Here is a 17,541-nt window from a genome sequence, read left to right as displayed (position 1 = left end):
CCGGTTTGTGGTCGACGCCGACGAACGGCACGCGGTGCGGAAACCGGGGGCCGACCGGTCAGCAGGAGCGGAAGGTGTAGGTCTCGGAGCCGCGTGCGGTGACGTCGAGGTCGCGCTGCACGACGCTCAGCGACTTGCCCCAGCGGGTACAGGCGCGCTGGTAGCCCGCCGATGTGTATTCGATGTCGAAGACGCGGTCGGCGTACGCCTCGGCGTACGCGCCGCATTCGTCGTACTGGCCGCACTCCTCGGCGACGGCGAAGTCGAAACCGATCCTCGCCCGGTCGGGAAGCAGTTCGGCGGTGTTCTTCTGTCCGACGGCCAGTCCACGGGCGTGGGCCTTCCTCGCGAGCAGCTTCGCGAAGTCGGCGTTGTGCGCACGGGTCAGGCGGCCGTGCGACCGCTGGTAGGAGTCGAGGTTGTCCGGTTCGACGGCCTGGAAGCCCTTCTCGGCGCACCCGTCGATCCACTCTCCGACGATCGTGGCCAACCGTGCACGTTTGTCGGCCGTGGAGGTGTCCAGGAGCGCCTCGCCCCAGTTCTCGTCGATGACCAGTCGCCTGCTCGTGTCCCGCAGGATCAGGTCCGGATGGGTCTCCTGCCACCAGCCGAGCGCGTCGGGCTGGGCCTGGAAGGCGTTGACGTAGCAGATGTTGTACAGGCCGGGCGCGGGCTTCGCGGAGCGGTCCCGGGACACGGCACGCACGCCGGCGGCCGGGGCGTACGGCCGGCCGATCTGGTAGTCGAAGGGTGCGCCGGCCGAGGGCAGGACGGGCTCGACGGCGTCCGGGGCGGGGTTCGGCGCGAAGGCGTGCGAGAACAGCAGGCCCGCGCCGAGGACGGCGACGGCGCCCACGGCGGCGGTGACAACCGTGCTCGTGCGTCGGTGGAACGGCGTGGCGGTGCGTCTCGACATACGTACTCCCGGGCAACGAACGTCCTTACGTCCGCCTCCTGCGACTCCTTCGCGTCGGTGTGGTCGCCGGGTGCCGGGGCAGGGCGTGTCGGACGGCGGAGACGGCATCGTACGCAGCGGGTGAGGCGCGGGGCGAGTTTCCGGCGCCGCGCCTCACCCGACGGAATAGACAGACCTGTCTGCTGGTTCGGAGACGTCGTAGAGGCGCTGCCCAGGCGTCCGGCGCACCGGACGCTCCCGACACCGAGGTGATCCCATGCCCACCACCGCACAGCGGATCCCCGCCCGCGAGCGCATCCTGACCACCGCCGGCGACCTGTTCTCGGCGCACGGGCTCCGCGGTGTGGGCGTGGACCGGATCATCGCGGAGTCCGGTGTCGCGAAGGCGACCCTGTACGCGCACTTCCCGTCGAAGGACGAGCTGGCGGCGGCCTACCTGCGCCGCACGGACGACTCCTGGCGGGGAAAGCTCCGCGGCGCCGCCCTCGCGGCGGGCGACGACCCCCGCGAGCAACTGGTGGGCATGTTCGACGCCGTCGCCGCCTCGTACGCACGCCACGGTTTCCACGGCTGCCCGTTCATCAACGCGGCGGCCGAGAGCGAGCCGGACAGCGCGCCCTACGCCGTTACGGTCGAGCACAAGCGGGCCGTACGGCGGTGGGTCCGCTCCCTGGCCGAGGCGGCCGGCGCGCCGGATCCGGACGAGCTGGCGCTCCAGCTCACCCTGCTGATCGACGGCACACTGGCCGCGGGCAAGCTGGAACAGGACCCGGCCATGCCCGCCGCCGCGAAAGCGGCCGCCCACGCGCTGGTCGAGCGCTCACTCACGACAGCCGACTGACCCCCACCACTCCCCGGGCAACTCCGGGGAGCGGCCACAGCCCACATGAAGACAGACCTGTCTGTCCGGAAGAAGAAGGGATCCATTCCATGCCGACGCGCACCCTGGTCCTGCTCGCCCACCCGCATCTGGACCGCTCCCGCATCAACTCGGCCCTCGCCGACGCCGTACGCGACCTGGACGACGTCACCGTGCACGACCTGTACGCGGCCTATCCGGACCAGGTCCTCGACATCGCGGCGGAGCAGCGGCTCGTACGCGAACACGACGTGATCGTCTTCCAGTTCCCGTTCCACTGGTACTCGATCCCCGGGTTCCTCAAGCAGTGGCTCGACGAAGTGATGCTGCGCGACTTCGCGTACGACAACGGCCCGCTCCTGGCGGGCAAGACACTCCAGCTCGTCACGTCGACCGGCGGAGTGGAGGAGGCGTACCGCCCCGGAGGCTTCCACGGCTTCACGGTGACCGAACTGCTCCGCCCGCTGGAGCAGACGGCCCGCCGTACGGGCCTCGCTTACAACGAGCCGCTCGTCCTGCACGACGCCCGGGGCACCAGTGACGAGGAACTGGCCCTGCACGCGAAGCGCTACCGCGAGCTCCTGGCCGGGTTCTAGGCTGCCGCACCCATGCATCTGGGGGGCCATACGCCTGGCACCCATGCACGCACCCACGCAGCCATGCACCCATGCATCCGAGGGAGCTCGCCAGTCGCCCGGTGCCGCCCGGTCTGCCACTCCGGGAGTCGCGACGCCCCCGAGACGCGAGCAGGTTACTGCTAATATCGAAGCGACCTGCTCGCGGGGCGCTTCGCAACCATTCCGCGCAGCCCCCGCCCCCCACTCGACTTCCGTCGAGCCCACCGAGGGCGGAGACGTCGAAACGTGAAACCGTGAAAACGTGAAAACGTGAGGACAAGGAGCGTCGCGTGCCGTTGGCCGAGGAACTGCTGGGAAGGGCAGCCGTGGCGGACCTCGCCGGCTGCCTCGAGCGGGCCGGCCGGCCGAAGGGTGCGCAGGCCGTGCGCGAGTGCGGGCCGGCTGTCGACGGACTGGCCCTACGCGAACGCTGCGACCTGCTGCGGGACGCGCTCACGGCGACGCTCCCCGAGAGGTACGCCACGACGGACGAGATCATCCGCGTCGCCCTGACGGATCCCGAGTTCACCGGCTGGATGATCTGGCCGGTGACGGAGGCGGTCGTCACCCGCGCCCTGGACGCCGATGATCCGGACGCCTTCGAGGCAGCCCTCCAGCTGCTGGCGGACCTCACTCCTCGGCTGACCGCCGAGTTCGCCATCCGGCGCATGCTCAGGTCCGACCCGTCCCGGACCCTCCGTGCGGCCCAGCGATGGACGAGTCATCCGGACGAGCACGTACGGCGCCTGGCCAGCGAGGGCACCCGCCCGCGTCTGCCGTGGGCGATCCGGGTGCCCGCGCTCCTGGAACGCCCCGAGCTCACCGTCCCGCTCCTCGACGCGCTCTTCCGGGACCCGTCCGAGTACGTACGCCGGTCCGTGGCCAACCATGTCAACGACATCAGCCACGCCGCACCGGACCTGGCCGTCGAGATCGCGACCGGGTGGACGGCCTCCCCCGACGCCCACACACCGCGCGTCGTACGACACGCCCTGCGCACGGCGGTGAAGAAGGGCCACCCCGGAGCCCTCGCTCTGATGGGGTTCGAACCGGCGACCTCGGTGTCCGTGGCCGAACTGCGCCTGGGATCGGACGAGGTGGCCGTGGGCGACGAGATCACCTTCGCGTTCGACGTCGTCAACGAGGGAAGCGCGCCGGCCAAGCTGGCGATCGACTACGTGATCCACTACCAGAAGGCCAACGGCCGTACCGCGCCGAAGGTCTTCAAGCTGACCACCCGAACACTGGAGGCGGGCGAGCGGGTCTCGCTCAGCCGTCGCCACTCCTTCAAGCGGATCACCACCCGGGTCTTCCATCCCGGCGACCACGCCCTGGAACTCCAGGTCAACGGAGAGGTGCGCGGCCGAGCGGAGTTCACCCTGCTGGCGGCTCCCTGACCGGCGATCCACCGGCGGTGGATCGACCGGCGATCGGCGGCCCATTGACCGGCGACCGGCGGACCGGGGAAGGCGATCGGCCAGGAGGGCGTCAATCTCCGCCCACCGTGTCCGCGTACCGGGTACGCATCGCCTCGCTCGCCGCCGGGCCCGCCGTGAACACGAACTCGTCGGTGTCGACGCGCCGTCCCGTCGTCCGGTCGACGACGACGGGGTCGACCTCGTCGCCGGTCCGCGCGTCGACGAGGATCATGCTCCGCTGGTCCGCGTCGAGCCGGGAGTTGCCCCAGGCGGCCAGCGCGACGATGACCGAGCGCAGCGAACGGCCGTACTCGGTGAGGACGTACTCGTGGCGATCCGGACGGGTCTGATAGCGACGCCGTTCCAACAGCCCTTCGGCCACCAGGGACTTGAGCCTGCTGGTCAGCATGCTGGAGGAGATCCCCAGGTTCTCCTGGAACTGATCGAACCTGGTGAAACCATCAAAGGCGTCGTGCAGGATCAGCAGCGTCCACCACTCCCCCACGTGCTGGATGGTCTGCGACAGCGGACACTCACGGTCTTCCAACCGAACACGGGCCGGCATCCACGCGCCCTTCCGTCAGTGGCGGACATCTGGCGACTTCTACCTTAGCAGTAACTGTAGGTCACATCTTCTTCGGCGCCATCGACGTCGCGGCGGTCGGGCGCCGAACCCGGGCCCTTCAGGCTGCTGAACATGCACCTCACATCGGATCTTCCGTGAGGCGGAAGCGGTGTTGCGCCCCACCGGAGGACCTCCCGACCATGTCGTCACCACGAGAGACACGGGAGCCGCCCCATGCCGCACACCACCGCCTTCGCCAGGAACCAGTGGTACGTCGTCGCCTACGGTCACGAGGTCGGGCGCGAGCAGTTGCTCGGTCGGACCGTGCTCGGGGAGCCGCTGGTCCTCTATCGGACCGAGGCGGACGGGACGCCCGTCGCGCTGCACGACCGGTGTGTGCACCGGCGCTTCCCGCTCTCGCGGAGCCGACTCGACGGGGACCGCATCGTGTGCGGATACCACGGGTTCACGTACGACACGACCGGCACGTGCGTGTACGTGCCCGGGCAGAAGCGGGTCCCGCGCACGGCCCGCGTCGCCTCCTACCCGGTGGCCGAACTGGACTCCCTGGTGTGGGTGTGGATCGGCGACCCGGCGCGGGCCGACCCGCGGACGATACCGCGGGCCCGCCACCTCGACTCCCCCGGCTGGACCACGGTCCGCGGCATGGAACCGATCGACGCCGACTACGGGCTGCTGGTCGACAACCTCCTCGACCTCTCCCACGAGACGTATCTGCACGGCGGCTACATCGGCACGCCCGAGGTGGCGGAGACGCCCATCACCACCGAGGTCGACGAGGGCGCTGGAATCGTGCGGGTGAGCCGGCGCATGGACGACGCCGAGTGCCCGCCGTTCTACGCCCGTTCCACCGGCATCGAGGGCCGGATCACGCGCTGGCAGGACATCGAGTACCACGCCCCGTGCCTGTATCTGCTGCACAGCCGGATCGCGCCGGTGGGCGTGCTGCCGGACGCCGACGGCGGCGATCCGAACGGCTTCCACACCGAGATCACATACGCGATCACCCCGTCTTCCGACGGCGGGGTGTACGACTTCTGGATGGTCTCGCGGGACTGGGCGACGGACGACGAGGAGGTCACCGAGTTCCTGCGGGCCAACAACCACACCGTGGTGATGCAGGACGTGGACGCCCTCAACCTGTTGCAGCGCGCCCTCGGCACCGAACGCACCGGCTACCAGGAGCTGAGCATCAACATCGACACCGGTGGTCTGGCCGCCCGCCGTATCCTCGCCCGGCTGGTCGAGGAGGGCGACAAGCCGCTGGAGGGGGTGCTGTGAGCAGGCTGCTTTCCGAAGGCCTCGCAGGTCCCGACGGCTCCGAGGGGCGCGACGCCTACGAAGGGCCCGAGGCCTCCGAAGGGCCCGACGTTCGTGAAGAGCCGCGCGAGATCTATCGCGTCGACTGGCTGCCGGGCACCGACACCCTGCGCGGTACCTGCCACTGCGGTGCCGAGCACACCGCGCAGGACCCGGTCCAGATGTGGGAGTGGATGCTCGGCCACCCCGAGGGACACCAGCCGCCAGGACACGGATCGTGACCGGACACGAGGCCGAACTCGTCGTGGCCCGCACGGAGTTGGTCGCCGACGGCGTGCTCGCTCTCACCCTGCGCCATCCGCTCGGCGAGGCGCTCCCGCCGTGGGAGCCCGGCGCCCATGTCGACGTCCTGCTCGGCCCGGAGCTGGAACGGCAGTACTCGCTGTGCGGCGACCCGGCGGACCGCACCTCCTGGCGGATCGCGGTGCTGCGGGAGCCCGCCGGACGGGGTGGATCCGCCTATGTGCACACCCAGTTGGCGCAGGGAGCCAAGGTTCGGGTACGCGGTCCCCGCAACCACTTCACCCTGCGGCCCGCCGCCCGCTACCGCTTCGTCGCGGGTGGCATCGGGATCACTCCCCTGCTGCCGATGCTCGCGGCGGCGCAGGCGGGGGGCGCGGAGTGGTCCCTGCTGTACGGCGGTCGCAGTCGCCACTCCATGGCTTTCGCCGACGAGTTGGCCGAGTACGGGGAGCGGGTCACGCTCGCGCCCCAGGACGAGTGCGGGCTGCTGGATCTCGGCCCGGTGCTCGACGAGCTGCCCGAGGACACCCTGGTCTACTGCTGCGGGCCAGGCCCGCTGCTCGACGCGGTCGAGGCGCGGTGCCCGTCCGGCGCCCTGGAGGTCGAGCGGTTCCGACCCAGGGAGCGACCGCCGGGCGGCGACACCGCGTTCGAGGTCGAACTGGTTCGCGCCAGGCGGACGTTGACGGTGGCGCCGGGTGTCTCCGTGCTGGACACCGTCCGCGCCGCCGGCGTCGAGGTGCTGTTCTCCTGCACCGAGGGCACGTGCGGGACCTGTGAGACGGACGTGCTCGAAGGCGTGCCGGACCACCGGGACTCCGTACTCACGCCCGCCGAACGGGAGGCGGGCGAGACGATGATGATCTGCGTGTCCCGGTGCCGGGGGAAGCGGCTGCTCCTGGATCTTTGACCCACGGCCCTTTCCGCGCCGTCGCCCGGTCCCGGACACGCTTGAAGCGCGGTTCGGTAACTGTCAACAATTTTGTCAGCCAAGCCATTGACCCGGCCGGACGGCGACATCTACGTTCCGCTGAGCACCAACAGAGCACTACTGTGCGGTGAGCGCACAGCCTGTCGGAACACCGTTGTCTGCACAGGAGGAGCCATGCGTCGTCTGCTCGCCGGTCTCGCGGCCGGTACTTTCCTGCTCGCCACTGCGGCCTGTGGCTCGTCCGGGGACTCCGGCACATCGGACAAGGACACCTCGTCCGGCGGTACCACCACGGTCAAGCTGGGTCTCATCCCCATCGTCGACGTGGCGCCCGTCTACCTCGGCGTGAAGAAGGGCTTCTACACCGAACACGGCCTGAAACTCTCCGTGTCGACCGCGCAGGGCGGCGCGGCGATCGTGCCGGGCGTCGTCAGCGGCCAGTTCCAGTTCGGGTTCTCCAACATGACCTCGCTGATGGTCGCCCAGTCCAACAACGTACCGGTGCAGGCCATCGCCAACGGCATCGCCTCGACCGGCGCGCAGGGCAAGGACTTCGGGGCCATCGTGGTGAAGAAGGGCAGCTCCCTCACCTTCCCGAAGCAGCTGGAGGGCAAGAAGGTCGCCATCAACACCCTGAAGAACATCAACGAGACCGCGGTGCGCGAATCGGTGCGCAAGGCGGGCGGCGACCCGGACCAGGTGAAGTTCGTCGAGCTCGCCTTCGACCAGATGCCCGCCGCCCTCGACAGCGGTCAGATCGACGCCGCCATGGTGGTCGAACCGGCGCTCGCCACCGTCAAGAGCCAGGGCGGGACGGAGATCGCCTCGCCCCTCGTCGACATCGCCCCGAACCTCACCGTCGCCATGTACTTCACCTCGACGCAGTACGCGCAGCAGAACCCGGAGGTGGTGAAGAAGTTCCAGGAGGCCACCGCCGAGTCCCTCGCCTACGCCGACTCCCACCCGGACGAGGTCCGCGAGATCGTCACCACCTACACCAAGATCCCGGCCTCGGTGCTCGCGCAGGTCACCCTGCCGAAGTGGCCGGCCGACGCCAACCGCTCCTCCATCGAGGCGTTGGAGAAGCTGGGCGAGCAGGACGGTCTCTTCAAGGCGGCTCCCGACCTGGACAAGCTGCTTCCGTGAAGGGCCTGAACCTCGCGCTCGGCGCGGCCGGACTCGCGGCCTTCCTCGCCCTCGGCGAGGCGGTGCCGCGATTCGGCCTGGTCAAGGAAGCCTACTTTCCGCCCACCAGCCGTATCGCCGGCGCGTTCGCCGACGAACTCGCCGAGGGCGCCTTCTGGACGGCCCTCGGCGACACCCTCACCGGCTGGGCACTGGGCCTGGCGCTGGCGGTGGGCGCGGGCATCGTGGTCGGCGTCGTCGTCTCGGTCGTCCCGCACCTGCGTCAGGCCACGGCCTCGACGATCGAGTTCCTGCGCCCGATCCCCTCGATCGCGCTCATCCCCCTGGCCGTCCTGCTCTACGGCACCGAACTGCGCTCGGTGCTGCTGCTGGTGGTGTACGCCTCCTTCTGGCAGATACTGATCCAGGTCCTGTACGGCGTCCAGGACGTCGACCCGGTCGCGGAGGAGACGGCACGGTCGTACGGCCTCGGCACCTGGGCCCGGGTCCGGCACGTGCTGTGGCCGACCGCCCTGCCGTACGTCATGACCGGTGTGCGACTCGCCGCGGCCGTCGCGCTGATCCTCGCCATCACCGCCGAACTGGTCATCGGGGCGCCGGGGTTGGGCGCGCGCATCGCCGTCGCCCAGACCTCGCAGGCGGTGCCCGAGATGTACGCGCTGATCGTGGTCACCGGGCTGCTGGGGCTGCTGATCAACGTCGGCGCCCGGACGGTGGAACGGCGGGCGCTGGCGTGGCACCAGTCGGTGCGCGGAGAGGTGGCGGTGTGAGGCGCGCGCTGCTGCGGCTGCTGTTCGCGTTCGCCCTGCCGGCCGTGCTGATCGCCCTGTGGTGGGCGGCCTCCGACGGCAGCACGAACGTGTACTGGCCGCCCCTGCGGACCATCCTGAGGACCTTCCCGGACGTGTGGACCGCCGACCGGCTGCGCACGGACGTCCTGCCCAGCGTGGAACGGCTGGCCGCCGGGTACGCGCTGGCGGCCGTGACCGGGGTCGCGCTGGGCACGGTCATCGGCTCCTACCGGCGGGTGCGCGCGGTGTGCGAACCGGTCCTGGAGTTCCTGCGCGCGGTGCCGCCGCCCGTGCTCGTCCCGGTCATCATGCTGTTCGCCGGCATCGGCGACACCATGAAGATCGTGGTGATCGCGAGCGGCTGCGTGTGGCCGGTCCTGCTCAACACGGTCGAGGGCGTACGGGCGGTGGACCCGGTGATGACGGAGACCGCCCGCTCCTACGGCGTCACGGGCGCCGCCCGCCTGCGGCACCTGGTGCTGCGGTCGGCGAGCCCGCAGATCTTCGCGGGTCTGCGGCAGGCACTGTCGATCGGCATCATCCTGATGGTCATCAGCGAGATGTTCGCGGCCAGCAACGGCCTCGGCTTCACCATCGTGCAGTTCCAGCGGGGTTTCGCCATCCCCGACATGTGGACCGGGATCCTGGTGCTCGGTCTGCTCGGTTTCGTGCTGTCCGTCCTCTTCCAGGTGGTCGAGCGGCGGGCGCTCGCCTGGTACCACGGGCTGCGCGCCTCCGCCCGGCGGTCCCCGTGAACTCCGTGAAAGGTCGGTCCATGCTCGACGTACGCGGCTTGCAGAAGGTCTACGAGGGGTCCGGGCGCCGGGTCGAGGCGGTGCGCGACCTGACCTTCACCGTCGAGGCCGGTGAACTCGTCTGCCTCGTGGGCCCGTCGGGGTGCGGCAAGACGACCTTGTTGAAGTGCATCGGCGGACTGCTGACGCCGACCGCGGGCGAGGTGCTGCTGGCCGGTCGCAGGGTGACCGGGCCACCGCCCGGGATGGCGTTCGTCTTCCAGGAGTACGGACGCAGTCTGTTCCCCTGGATGCGTGTCGGCGAGAACGTCGAACTGCCCCTGAAGCAGAAGGATGTGAGCAAGGCGCGTCGGCGGGAGCTGGTCGCCGACGCGCTGCGGTCGGTGGGGCTCGCGGACGCCGCCGGGGCGTATCCGTGGCAGCTGTCCGGCGGTATGCAGCAGCGGGTCGCGATCGCGCGGGCGCTGGCGTACGAGCCCGCCGTGCTGCTGATGGACGAGCCGTTCGCGGCGGTGGACGCGCAGACCCGCGCCGACCTGGAGGATCTGGTGCGGGGGCTGTGGCGGGAGCGCGGGATGACGATCCTGTTCGTCACGCACGACATCGACGAGGCCGTCTACCTCGGCGAGCGCGTGGTCGTCCTGTCCGCCTCCCCCACCGTCGTACAGGAGCAGCTGAAGGTCGATCTGCCGGGCGAGCGGGACCAGTTGCACACGCGGGTGGCCCCGCGCTTCGCCGAACTGCGCACCCATGTCTACGCGCAGATCCAGGCGGCGAAGCGCGGGGTCCCCCAGGACTCGGCCGGGCCGGACCTGGTCAAGACAGATACGCCTCCACCTCACTGAACTGGGCCGCCGGCCAGCCGGTGTTGGCGGTGACGTTCAGCCGCAGATAGCGCAGGGCGGTGCCGGCGGGCAGGGTGACGGTCGCCGTGTTGCCGGACGCCGGGTCGAAGCGGTAGCCCCGCGCGGCGGCGACCGTGGAGTACGCCGAGCCGTCACCGCTGCCCAGCACGGACAGGGTCTGGGTGCGGGCGCCCCACGCCGCGGACGGCGGCAGCTTGAGCACCACCCTGCGGACGGCCTGCGACGAGCTCAGGTCGACCGTCCAGGACTGCGGGAAGGCGTTGTTGGCGGACTCCCAGTAGCTGTTCGCGTCGCCGTCGACCGCCCTGCCGGGGGTGTAGACGTCCTGCGACCCGGTGGCGGTGGCCGGGCGGCCCTTGGCGAGATTGCGGGTCGGATCGGGGTCGGGGTTGCCCTGACCGGGCTGCGGCCAGGTCGAGCAGTCCGACCAGGTGCTGCTCCAGCCGGAGTTGCCGCCGCCGTCGCCGAGGGCGAAGGTGCCGGAGTTGGTCGGGTAGGGGCAGTTGTAGACGCCCGCGACGCCGACCGAGGTGGCCGTGACGTTGCGGAAGGTGGCGGCGCCCTGGGCCTCCGCCTGGACGACGACCGTACCGGTGGTGCGCACGGTCGCGCCGGCCACGGTGACGTTGCGGACGGGGTGGCCCTGCCCGCCGCCCGACACGAACTCGAAGGCGCTGTAAGGGCTGTCGGTGATCGTCGTGTTGGTGATGTTCACGGTGGCGTTGATCGCGCTGTCGTAGGAGTCGACGCGCAGCGCGCCCATCGGGTGGTTCCAGTTGGGGTTCATCGCGCCGGTGCGTACCAGGGTGTTGCCGTCGACGGTGATGGTGCCGGCCAGCGGGGAGAACGGGTCGAGGAACTTCTGGTTGGAGATCGCGATGCCGCTGCCCAGGGCGTTGGTGTCGGAGACCAGGTTGTTGCGGACCGCGATGTTCGTACCGCCGTAGATCGCGATGCCGTTGGCGAGGTTCGGCTGCGAGATGGTGTTGTTCTCGAAGCTGCTGTCGGTGTCCGGCGCGTACAGCGACCACATGGCGAGGGAGTCGTCGCCCTGGTTGCGCAGGAAGTTGTTGCGGACCCGGACGCCGCGTGCGTTGCCGTTGAGGTTGAGGCCGTCGGCGGTGGTGTCGAGGATGCGGTTGTTCTCGACGACCAGGTTGTCGTTGTTGCCGGTCAGCCAGAGGCCGACCTTGAGGTGCTGGATCCACATGCCGGAGACGCTCGAGTTCGGGCCGAGCGAGCCGTTGACGAAGTTGTCGGGGTTGGAGTCGACGCGTTCGGTGACCTCGCCGAGCACCGCGAAGTCCTTGATGTGGACGCCTCCGGAGGAGCCGGACTGGTCGATGAAGCGGGAGGTGTGCACGACGGTGTACCAGCTGCCGGCGCCCTGGAGGGTGACGTTCTGGACGCCGTTGAGGGAGGACGTGAGGCGGTAGTCGCCCGGCGGGATCCAGACCACACCGCCCTGGGCGGCGGCGATGGCGTCCCGGAAGGCCTGGGTGGAATCGCCCTGGCCGCTGGGGTCGGCGCCCTTGGAGGTGACGGAGACGGATCCGGCGGGCTGCGCGGCCGCCGCGGGCACCTGCTCGAAGTCGGCGACGTCCACGGTGACCTGGGTGCCGGTCGACTCGACGGCGATCCGGTCGCCCGCCTGGACGTTCTGCCCCAGCAGCAGCCGGGCGTTGTCGTAGAAGTGGTGGGTGCGGGCGCCGGCGATCCAGCCGGTGTCGATGTAGGAGTACTTGGCGGTGACCGGCACGGTCTTCGCCAGTCTGGTGCCGTTGACATAGACGTTGAGGCTGCCGGTCTGACCGTCCGGAACGCTGTAGGCGATGTTCACGCTGTTGGACGCGCGCGGCACGGTGAATTCGACGCGCTGGCCGCCGGTGAGGCGTACGGCCTGGCGCCCCGACGCCTCGGAGGCGAGGGAGCCCTGGGTGTAGTCGGGGCCGACCTTGGTGCCGGTGGTGGTCGCCGACTCGGCCTCGACCGACGTCAGGGGCAGGGTGGCGCCGGCCGCCGCGTGGGCCGGAGCCGTGCCGAGGGTGACGAGCATGCCGGCCGTCAGTGCCACCATGGCCCCGATGGCCAGCATGGGCCTGACAGATCTGTGCGCGGTTCCGTGCATGTGCTGATCCCTTCGTTGTGGGGGTACGGGGATAGCGCGTTGCGACGACGGCTCAGGCGCGCAGCCAGGCCGCCGTGTCCTTCGGGAGGCGGCCCCGCTGGTCCAGGGGCCCGCTGGCGAGCAGGAGCGCCGTGTGCGCGGGCAGTTCGGCGGGTGCGTCGGCGAGGTTCACCACGCACAGGACGCCCCCCTCACGGGCGAAGGCGAGAACGCCCTCGGGGGCCGGCAGCCAGGTCAGGGGGCCGTCGCCGAACACCGGCCGGAGACGGATCCCCTCGCGGTAGAGGGTGAGCATCGAGTCGGCGTCGTCCCGTTGCCGGTCGACCGCGTACGACGCCCAGTCGGCAGGCTGCGGCAGCCACGGTTCCTCGCGGGACCCGAAGCCCGCGTGCGGCGCCCCGGCCACCCACGGCAGCGGCACCCGGCAACCGTCGCGGCCCGGGTCGGTGCCGCCGGACCGGAAGTACATGGGATCTTGGATCCGGTCGGCGGGGACGTCGGCCTCGGGCAGGCCCAGTTCCTCCCCCTGGTACAGGTAGACCACGCCCGGCAGGGCCAGTGACAGCAGCGCTGCCGCCCGGGCGCGCCGGTTGCCCAGGGCGAGGTCGGTGGGCGTGCCGAAGGCCTTGGCGGCGAAGTCGAAGCCGGTGTCGGCCCGGCCGTAGCGGGTGACCGTGCGGGTCACGTCGTGGTTGCACAGCACCCAGGTCGCGGGCGCGCCGACGGGTGCGTGTTCGGCGAGCGTCTCGTCGATCGACGTGCGCAGCCGCGCCGGCTCCCAGGGGCAGGACAGGAACGAGAAGTTGAAGGCGGTGTGCAGCTCGTCGGGGCGCAGGTAGCGGGCGAAGCGTTCGGCGTCGGGCAGCCAGACCTCGCCGACGAAGACGCCGCCGTAGCCGTCGGCCACCCGGCGCCAGGAGCGGTAGATGTCGTGGAGTTCGTCGCGGTCGACGAACGGGTGCGGGCCGCCGTCCTCGACGAGGTCGGGCAGGGCCGCGTCCTTGGCGAGGAGGGCCGCGGAGTCGATACGCACGCCCGCGACACCGCGCTCGAACCAGAAGCGCAGGATGTCCTCGTGTTCCTGCCGTACGGCCGGATGGTCCCAGTTCAGGTCGGGCTGTTCGGGGGTGAACAGATGGAGGTACCAGTCGCCGTCGGGCACCCGGGTCCAGACCGGTTCGGTGGAGCCGAGGAACTGGGAGGGCCAGTCGTTGGGCGGCAGTTCGCCGTGCTCGCCACGCCCCGGGCGGAAGTGGAACAGTTCGCGCTCGGGGCCGCCGGCCAGGGCGGCCCGGAACCACGGGTGCTGGTCGGAGACGTGGTTGGGCACGATGTCGATGATCGTGCGGATGCCCGCCTCCCGCGCCTCGGCGATGAGCTTCTCGGCCTCGGCGAGGGTGCCGAAAGCCGGGTCGATGGCCCGGTAGTCGGCGACGTCGTAGCCGCCGTCCTTCATCGGCGAGAGGTACCAGGGGCTGAACCACAGCGCGTCCACGCCGAGTTCGGCGAGATACGGCAGCCGGGCGCGGACACCCGCGAGGTCGCCGGTGCCGTCGCCGTCACCGTCGGCGAAGCTGCGGACGTAGACCTGGTAGATGACGGCGGAGCGCCACCAGTCGGTCTTCGGGGTGCGGGCAGGGGTGGGCTGTCCCACGGTGCTGGCCTTTCTGTCGGGGGGAGGGCGTCAGCCCTTCGTGCTGCCCGCGCTGATCCCGGCGATGATGTGCCGCTGGAAGACCAGGAACAGCGCGACCATGGGGATGCTGGCGATCACCATCGCCGCGATCAGCACGGTCAGCTGGATGTTCTGCGACAGCTGGACGAGTGCCACGCTGATCGGCTGTTTGTCGGTGTCGGAGAAGACCATCAGCGGCCACAGGAAGTCCTGCCAGACCGCGACCAGTGCGAAGATCGACACCACGCCCAGGACCGGCCGGGACATCGGCAGCACGATCGACCACAGGATGCGCAGTTTCCCGGCGCCGTCGATCTCGGCGGCCTCCAGCACATCCCGAGGGAGCTGGTCGAAGAACCGCTTCAGCAGGTACAGGTTGAAGGCGTTGGCGACGGCCGGCAGCCAGATCCCGAGCGGGTCGTTGAGCAGGCTGGTGTGGATCAGCGGCAGGTCGGCGACGGTCAGGTATTTGGGCACGACCAGTGCCTGGGCCGGGACCATGAGGGTGGCGAGGATGCCGCCGAGGATCACCTTGCCGAAGGCGGGCCGCAGTCTGGACAGCGCGTAGGCGGCGGCGGTGCAGAACACCAGCTGGAACAGCCAGGCGCCGGCCGCCTGGACGACGGTGTTCCACAGGTGCTGCGGCAGTTGCATCAGGTCCCAGGCGTCGGTGTAACCGCTGAGGTGCCAGTGGTTCGGGATCAGGGTGGGCGGCGTCTGCGCCACCTCGTCAGGCGACTTCGTCGCGCCGGTCACCATCCAGTAGACCGGGAAGAGGAAGGCGATGGCGAAGAGCACGAGGACGCCGGTGAAGACGGTCCAGTAGACGGCCCGGCCGCGGGGGCGGGCCAGGGTCGCCGGGGAGACCAGGGTTCGGGTGTCGCTCACGCGCCCTCCTCTCCGGAGCGGGTCAGGCGCAGGTAGACGGCGGAGAAGAGGCCGAGGAGCACCAGGAGCATGACGCTCAGGGCGCAGGCGCCGCCGAAGTCGTTGTAGAGGAAGGCGTACTTGTAGATCAGGTAGAGGACGGTGACGGTGGCGTTCTCCGGGCCGCCTCCCGTGATCACGAACGGTTCGGTGAACACCTGCATCGTGGCGATGATCTGAAGGAGCATCAGCATCAGGATGACGAACCTGGTCTGCGGGATCGTCACATGCCGGATGCGCTGGAGGAGGCTCGCGCCGTCGAGTTCGGCGGCCTCGTACAGTTCGCCCGGGATGGACTGGAGCGCGGCCAGGTAGATCAGGACGGTGCCGCCCATGTTGGCCCAGGTGGCGACGAGGACCAGCGAGACGAGGGCGGTGTCGGCGCCGTTGGACCAGTTCGAGGTGGGCAGGTGGAGAAAGCGCAGCGCCTCGTTGGCGAGACCGGCTCCGGGGTCGTAGAACCACTTCCACAGCAGGGCGGTGACCACGGGCGGGATCATCACCGGCAGATAGACCACGACCCGGAAGAAGGCCTTCGCGTGCCGCAACTCGTTGAGGACGAGGGCGAGTACGAACGGGACGGCGAAGCCGATCAGCAGGGCGAGCAGGGTGAAGGTGAGCGTGTTGCGCCAGGCGGCGCTGAACTCGGGGTCGTGCAGGACGCGGGTGAAGTTGGCGGTGCCGACCCACTCCGGCGATGAGCCGGGCGTGTACTTCTGGAAGGCGATCACGACGGCGCGGATCGCCGGGTACCAGGAGAAGAGGGCGAAGCAGACGAGTCCGCCGAGGAGGAAGGCGTAGGCGCGGACCTGGTCGGCGAGGCGGCGCCGCCTCCGGTCCCCTGCCGGTGGCGGCGCCTTCACCGGGCGTACGGGGACCGCCCCGGGGGCGGTCCGCCGCGCAGCGGTGGTTCTGGTCATCTCGGCTCAGCCTCGGGCCAGGATGCCGTCGATCTTGCCGGACGCGTCCTTCAGGAGCTGGTCGATGTCCGCGTCCTTCTTGGTGAGGACGGCGGAGACGACGCCGTCGAGGACGGAGTAGATCTGCTGGGCGTTGGGCGGCTCGATCTTCATCTTCAGGCTCTGGTTGCCGTCGAGGAAGGCCTGGTAGTTCTCCACCGGGACGTTGGCGTTGGCCTTCTTGACCTGCTGGTCCTTGGCGTCGGCGGCACCGGTGAACAGGCGCGGCTCGGGCAGGCCGACCGGGGCGTCGTTCTTCTTGGCGCGGGCGTAGTCGCCGAGGAAGCCGTCTCCGGGGGTGAGGAACATGTGGTCGAGCCACTTCAGGCCGGCCCGGATCTGGGCGGGCGTGTCCTTCTTGTTGAACATGTAGCCGTCGCCGCCGATCAGCGTGCCCTGGCCGCCGGGCATGGGGGCGAGGGCCAGGTCCTTGTAGTTGCCGCCCTTCTCCTTCACCAGGATCGGGATGTTGTCGGGGGCGGAGAGGTACATGCCGAGCTTGCCGGAGCCCATCAGCTGCTGGACGTCGTTGATGACGAGGAGCTGCTTGCTGCCCATCGCGTTGTCCGTCCAGCGCAGGTCGTGCAGGTTCTGGAGGACCGCGTGGCCCTGGGCCGTGTCCACGGTGGCCTTCTTGCCGTCCTCGCTGACGACGTCGCCGCCCTGGGAGTAGAGCTCGGCGGTGAAGTGCCAGCCGCCCTGGTTCTGCGCGCTGTAGTCGGCGTACCCGATGGTGCCGTTGCCGAGCGCGGCGATCTTCTTGGCGTCGGCGCGCAGTTCGTCCCAGGTCGCCGGGGGCTGGTCGGGGTCGAGGCCGGCCTTCTCGAAGAGCGCGCGGTTGTAGATGAGCCCCATCGAGTAGCCGGTACGCGGCACACCGTAGATCTTGCCGTCGACGGTGTAGATGTCGCGCAGCTGCTGCTGGATGGTGTCGTAGCTCTTCAACTCCTTGACGTACGGAGTGAGATCGGCCGCCTGGCTGATGTCGACGACGTGCTTGGCGTCGGTGAAGTACGTGTAGAAGACGTCCTCCATCTGGCCGCCGGCGAGCTTGGCGTCGAACGTCTTCGGGTCCTGACAGGGGAACGCGTCGTGCGCGACGACGTCGATGTCCGGGTTCTTCTTCTCGAAGGCGGCGATGTCCGCCTCGAAGAACTTCCGGTCGACCTTGGCGCTCTTGGGCGGCATGCAGTTGACGGTGATGCGGGTCTTGCCGCTCGCCGAGTCGTCGTCGTTCGACCCGCAGGCGGTGAGGGCAAGGGAGCAGACGCTGAGCGCGACGAAGGTACGACGGAACCCGGTGCGTGTCATCGGTGGACCCCTCATGGCAGGAGCAGGAAACCCCACGGCGGCGGGCTGCGCACACCACCGTGCTGGCGCCGCACACTCAAGCACCGGCGACAT

At 69.9% G+C, this 17,541-nt stretch carries 17 protein-coding genes; 10 read left to right on the top strand and 7 right to left on the bottom strand.

Annotation, left to right across the window (positions count from 1 at the left end; translation table 11 throughout):
• Nucleotides 1-58: 58 nt before the first annotated feature.
• On the bottom strand, nucleotides 59-916 hold the full coding sequence (locus ACFV0T_RS16915) for an endo alpha-1,4 polygalactosaminidase (RefSeq protein WP_385779178.1): 858 nt from the start codon (nucleotides 914-916) through the stop codon (nucleotides 59-61).
• A 256-nt stretch (nucleotides 917-1,172) separates the two neighbouring features.
• Here ACFV0T_RS16915 and ACFV0T_RS16910 point away from each other — a divergent pair, with 256 nt between their 5' ends.
• The 3 genes from ACFV0T_RS16910 to ACFV0T_RS16900 all read left to right on the top strand — a co-directional run bounded on the left by ACFV0T_RS16910 (nucleotide 1,173) and on the right by ACFV0T_RS16900 (nucleotide 3,789).
• Complete coding sequence (locus tag ACFV0T_RS16910; RefSeq protein WP_385779176.1) at nucleotides 1,173-1,757, top strand: TetR/AcrR family transcriptional regulator; 585 nt, start codon at nucleotides 1,173-1,175, stop codon at nucleotides 1,755-1,757.
• 89 nt (nucleotides 1,758-1,846) lie between these two features.
• Entirely contained in the window at nucleotides 1,847-2,371 is a 525-nt protein-coding gene (locus ACFV0T_RS16905) for an NAD(P)H-dependent oxidoreductase (protein WP_385779174.1), read from the top strand.
• 311 nt (nucleotides 2,372-2,682) lie between these two features.
• Entirely contained in the window at nucleotides 2,683-3,789 is a 1,107-nt protein-coding gene (locus ACFV0T_RS16900; RefSeq protein ID WP_385779172.1) for a DNA alkylation repair protein, read from the top strand.
• 91 nt (nucleotides 3,790-3,880) lie between these two features.
• Here ACFV0T_RS16900 and ACFV0T_RS16895 read toward each other — a convergent pair whose 3' ends face one another.
• On the bottom strand, nucleotides 3,881-4,375 hold the full coding sequence (locus ACFV0T_RS16895; protein ID WP_385779170.1) for a winged helix-turn-helix transcriptional regulator: 495 nt from the start codon (nucleotides 4,373-4,375) through the stop codon (nucleotides 3,881-3,883).
• Between the two features lie 234 nt (nucleotides 4,376-4,609).
• Here ACFV0T_RS16895 and ACFV0T_RS16890 point away from each other — a divergent pair, with 234 nt between their 5' ends.
• The 7 genes from ACFV0T_RS16890 to ACFV0T_RS16860 all read left to right on the top strand — a co-directional run bounded on the left by ACFV0T_RS16890 (nucleotide 4,610) and on the right by ACFV0T_RS16860 (nucleotide 10,427).
• Nucleotides 4,610-5,677 carry a Rieske 2Fe-2S domain-containing protein gene (locus ACFV0T_RS16890; RefSeq protein WP_385779169.1) on the top strand — a complete coding sequence of 356 codons (1,068 nt, stop codon included), beginning with the start codon at nucleotides 4,610-4,612 and terminating at the stop codon, nucleotides 5,675-5,677.
• The gene (locus ACFV0T_RS16885) at nucleotides 5,674-5,937 is read left to right on the top strand and encodes a hypothetical protein (protein WP_385779352.1); all 264 of its coding nucleotides are present in this window, start codon (nucleotides 5,674-5,676) and stop codon (nucleotides 5,935-5,937) included. The genes ACFV0T_RS16890 and ACFV0T_RS16885 overlap by 4 nt, the downstream gene beginning before the upstream one ends.
• Nucleotides 5,934-6,869 carry a PDR/VanB family oxidoreductase gene (locus ACFV0T_RS16880; RefSeq protein ID WP_385779167.1) on the top strand — a complete coding sequence of 312 codons (936 nt, stop codon included), beginning with the start codon at nucleotides 5,934-5,936 and terminating at the stop codon, nucleotides 6,867-6,869. The genes ACFV0T_RS16885 and ACFV0T_RS16880 overlap by 4 nt, the downstream gene beginning before the upstream one ends.
• Nucleotides 6,870-7,064: 195 nt before the next feature.
• Entirely contained in the window at nucleotides 7,065-8,036 is a 972-nt protein-coding gene (locus tag ACFV0T_RS16875) for an ABC transporter substrate-binding protein (RefSeq protein ID WP_385779165.1), read from the top strand.
• Nucleotides 8,033-8,806 carry an ABC transporter permease gene (locus tag ACFV0T_RS16870; protein WP_385779163.1) on the top strand — a complete coding sequence of 258 codons (774 nt, stop codon included), beginning with the start codon at nucleotides 8,033-8,035 and terminating at the stop codon, nucleotides 8,804-8,806. Before ACFV0T_RS16875 ends, ACFV0T_RS16870 begins: the two co-directional genes overlap by 4 nt.
• A complete protein-coding gene (locus ACFV0T_RS16865; RefSeq protein ID WP_385779161.1) occupies nucleotides 8,803-9,582 on the top strand; it encodes an ABC transporter permease in 780 nt (259 codons plus the stop codon). Before ACFV0T_RS16870 ends, ACFV0T_RS16865 begins: the two co-directional genes overlap by 4 nt.
• Before the next feature lie 20 nt (nucleotides 9,583-9,602).
• Nucleotides 9,603-10,427 carry an ABC transporter ATP-binding protein gene (locus ACFV0T_RS16860; RefSeq protein ID WP_385779159.1) on the top strand — a complete coding sequence of 275 codons (825 nt, stop codon included), beginning with the start codon at nucleotides 9,603-9,605 and terminating at the stop codon, nucleotides 10,425-10,427.
• Here ACFV0T_RS16860 and ACFV0T_RS16855 read toward each other — a convergent pair.
• From ACFV0T_RS16855 to ACFV0T_RS16835, 5 genes are read right to left on the bottom strand one after another with little or no spacing between them, the layout of a single operon-like run.
• Entirely contained in the window at nucleotides 10,399-12,576 is a 2,178-nt protein-coding gene (locus ACFV0T_RS16855) for a discoidin domain-containing protein (RefSeq protein WP_385779157.1), read from the bottom strand. The genes ACFV0T_RS16860 and ACFV0T_RS16855 overlap by 29 nt on opposite strands.
• Nucleotides 12,577-12,628: 52 nt before the next feature.
• Nucleotides 12,629-14,230: an alpha-amylase family glycosyl hydrolase gene (locus ACFV0T_RS16850; protein ID WP_385779155.1), complete on the bottom strand. Its 1,602-nt coding sequence runs from the start codon at nucleotides 14,228-14,230 to the stop codon at nucleotides 12,629-12,631.
• Nucleotides 14,231-14,260: 30 nt separating this feature from the next.
• Nucleotides 14,261-15,139, bottom strand: coding sequence for a carbohydrate ABC transporter permease (locus ACFV0T_RS16845; protein ID WP_385779153.1), 879 nt, complete (start codon nucleotides 15,137-15,139; stop codon nucleotides 14,261-14,263).
• Nucleotides 15,136-16,098 (bottom strand): carbohydrate ABC transporter permease, encoded by a 963-nt coding sequence (locus tag ACFV0T_RS16840; protein ID WP_385779151.1) that lies wholly within the window; start codon nucleotides 16,096-16,098, stop codon nucleotides 15,136-15,138. The genes ACFV0T_RS16845 and ACFV0T_RS16840 overlap by 4 nt, the downstream gene beginning before the upstream one ends.
• Before the next feature lie 6 nt (nucleotides 16,099-16,104).
• The gene (locus ACFV0T_RS16835) at nucleotides 16,105-17,448 is read right to left on the bottom strand and encodes an ABC transporter substrate-binding protein (RefSeq protein ID WP_385779149.1); all 1,344 of its coding nucleotides are present in this window, start codon (nucleotides 17,446-17,448) and stop codon (nucleotides 16,105-16,107) included.
• Between the last annotated feature and the right edge of the window lie 93 nt (nucleotides 17,449-17,541).

It is taken from the genome of Streptomyces sp. NPDC059582 (assembly GCF_042735715.1).
Classification (GTDB): domain Bacteria; phylum Actinomycetota; class Actinomycetes; order Streptomycetales; family Streptomycetaceae; genus Streptomyces.
Note: the sequence above shows the minus strand (reverse complement) of the source record. Positions and strands in the feature narration are given on the sequence as shown.

Coding starts and splice junctions, on each gene's coding strand:
- ACFV0T_RS16840 (WP_385779151.1), bottom strand. CDS start 16,098: ATGACCAGAACCACCGCTGCGCGGCGGACCGCCCCCGGGGCGGTCCCC.
- ACFV0T_RS16905 (WP_385779174.1), top strand. CDS start 1,847: ATGCCGACGCGCACCCTGGTCCTGCTCGCCCACCCGCATCTGGACCGC.
- ACFV0T_RS16895 (WP_385779170.1), bottom strand. CDS start 4,375: ATGCCGGCCCGTGTTCGGTTGGAAGACCGTGAGTGTCCGCTGTCGCAG.
- ACFV0T_RS16835 (WP_385779149.1), bottom strand. CDS start 17,448: ATGACACGCACCGGGTTCCGTCGTACCTTCGTCGCGCTCAGCGTCTGC.
- ACFV0T_RS16875 (WP_385779165.1), top strand. CDS start 7,065: ATGCGTCGTCTGCTCGCCGGTCTCGCGGCCGGTACTTTCCTGCTCGCC.
- ACFV0T_RS16910 (WP_385779176.1), top strand. CDS start 1,173: ATGCCCACCACCGCACAGCGGATCCCCGCCCGCGAGCGCATCCTGACC.
- ACFV0T_RS16855 (WP_385779157.1), bottom strand. CDS start 12,576: ATGCACGGAACCGCGCACAGATCTGTCAGGCCCATGCTGGCCATCGGG.
- ACFV0T_RS16915 (WP_385779178.1), bottom strand. CDS start 916: ATGTCGAGACGCACCGCCACGCCGTTCCACCGACGCACGAGCACGGTT.
- ACFV0T_RS16890 (WP_385779169.1), top strand. CDS start 4,610: ATGCCGCACACCACCGCCTTCGCCAGGAACCAGTGGTACGTCGTCGCC.
- ACFV0T_RS16860 (WP_385779159.1), top strand. CDS start 9,603: ATGCTCGACGTACGCGGCTTGCAGAAGGTCTACGAGGGGTCCGGGCGC.